Origin of the sequence: Rhodococcus daqingensis (assembly GCF_042665615.1) — a bacterium.
In the GTDB taxonomy this organism is placed as follows: Bacteria; Actinomycetota; Actinomycetes; order Mycobacteriales; family Mycobacteriaceae; genus Rhodococcus_G; species Rhodococcus_G daqingensis.
On sequence record NZ_JBHTCS010000036.1, the window covers coordinates 1 to 2,377 of the forward strand.

Consider the following 2,377-nt stretch of genomic DNA (forward strand, 5'->3'; position numbering starts at 1 on the left):
GGCCCGCCCGGCCGCCGCGGTGAACAGCACCAGGTCCCCGTCGATCCGCGACGGGGCGTAGCGGCGCATCAGCTCGATCGAGTTCGTCGCCGACATCACCATTCGACGCAGCCACTCCTCCGACACCGCCGACAACGGCCCACCGGTCGACTCCCGCAGCAGCGTGAGCACTTCGTCGATCGATGCGGACTCCGGATCCAGGCCCGCGGTGGCCGCGATGCCGAACCCGCCGAGGATCTCCTCCGCGGTCACCGCCGCGCCCTCACCGAGCCCGTCGGCGGCGTCCCCGGCGAAGCTGTCCAGCATCACCAGCCGCTCCACCTGCTGTCCGTCGGCCTGCAACCGAGCCGCGATCGCGTGCGCGATCACACCGCCGAGCGACCACCCGATCAGCCGGTACGGGCCCTGCGGCTGCACCGACCGGATCTCGGTCACGTACCGATCCGCGATCTCCTCGATCGAGCCCGGCAGCGCGGTGTCCCCGGACGCGGCCGGCGACTGCAGCCCGTAGATCGGAATCCGCGGGTCGAGCACCGACGACAACGCCGAGTACGCCCATGACAACCCCAGCACCGGGTGCACCACGAACACCGGCGGCTCGTCTCCGCCGGTGCGGATCGGCAACAGCACGTCGAACATGCCCGCCTCCCCGGCCGCACCATCGGCGTCTCCGTCGATGGCGGCCGCAATTCCCGCCGCCGTCGGCTCCAGGAACACCGCCCGCAGCGGCACCGACACCCCGATCTCCTCGGCGAGCCGCGCCATCACCCGGGTCGCGGTCAGCGAGTTGCCGCCGAGATCGAAGAAGGACGCGTCCACCGACACCCGTTCCAGGCCGAGCACCTCCGCGAGCACCCCCGCGACGGTGGCCTCGGTGGCAGTGCTCGGTGCCCGGTACACGCCCGCGTCGGCGAACTCCGGCACCGGCAGCTGCTTGCGGTCCAGCTTGCCGCTGGGGTTGAGCGGGAACTCCTCGAGCACGACCACGGCGTTCGGCACCATGTAGGCGGGCAGCGTGCCGCCCACGTAGCGCCTGAGCTCTTCGCCGTCGACCTCGCGACCGTCCTCGGGAACCACATAGGCGACCAGCTGGTCACCCGTGCGCTCGTCCTGCACGACCAGCACCGCGGTCTGCAGCACCGAGGCGTGCCCGAGCACGGCCGACTCGATCTCCTCGAGCTCGATCCGCTGACCGCGCAGCTTCACCTGGAAGTCGGTACGCCCGATGTACTCGAGCACCCCGTCCCCACGGCGCCGGACCAGGTCACCGGTCCGGTACATCCGATCCCCCGCATCACCGAAGGGGTTGGCCACGAACCGATCCGAGGTGATCCCCGGCCGCGTCAGATACCCGCGCGCCAGCTGCGGACCCGCCAGATACAGCTCGCCCGCCACCCCGGCAGGCGTCGGCCGCAACCCGGCATCGAGCACATGAACCTGGACGTTCCACTGCGGCAGACCGATCGGCGTCGTGACCGTGTCCTCCGGGCGCGCCTCCCAGTTCGTCACCGACACCGCCGCCTCCGTCGGCCCGTACATGTTGTGCAGCCCGGCGTCGGTCAGCTCACGCCAGCGAGCCGCGGTCTCCGGCGGCAACGCCTCACCGATCACAAACGCCCGCCGCAGCGTCCGCAACGACGCCGCATCGGCGACCGCGACGAACACACCCAACGGCGACGGCACAAAGGTCGCCGTCGTCACACCGTGCTCGGCGATGACCTCCGCGAGATACGACGGGTCCTTGTGCCCGTCCGGCTTCGCGATCACCAACCGGGCACCATTCTGCAGGCCCCAGAAGAACTCCCACACCGACACATCGAACGTCATCGCGATCTGCTGCAACACCACATCATCGGAGCCCAGCCCGTACTCGGACTGCTTCCACACCAACTGGTTCACGATCGCCCGATGCGTAACCACCACACCCTTCGGCTTACCCGTCGACCCCGACGTGAACATCACATACGCCGTGTTGTCCAGGTGCAGCGGGGCACGACGATCCGCATCGGTCACCGGAGCGTCGTCATACGCCGAGGTATCGAGCAGATCGATCTCGAGCACCTCGAACCGCGGATCCACCTCGAAGTGGTCGCGCCGGGTGCTCAACACGCACACCGGGTCGGCCGTCTCCAGCACATAGGTGGTGCGATCCGCCGGATGATCCGGATCGATCGGCACGTACGCGCCGCCCGCCTTCACGATCGCGTACATGCCGATCATCAGGTCCAGCGAACGCCGGATACCCAGGCCCACCATCGACTCCGGGCCCACACCCATCGAGATCAGGTGCCGGGCAAGCCGGTTCGCCCGCGCATCGAACTCCGCGTACGTCAGCTCCTCACCCTCGAACACCAACGCCACCGCATCCGGCGTCCGC

Annotated in this window: 1 protein-coding gene; it reads right to left on the reverse strand. The window is 69.3% G+C overall.

Going from position 1 to position 2,377, the window contains the following annotated elements:
• Positions 1-2,377, reverse strand: a 2,377-nt coding sequence (locus tag ACFQS9_RS26435) for an amino acid adenylation domain-containing protein (RefSeq protein WP_378409532.1), incomplete at both ends; no start/stop codon positions are given.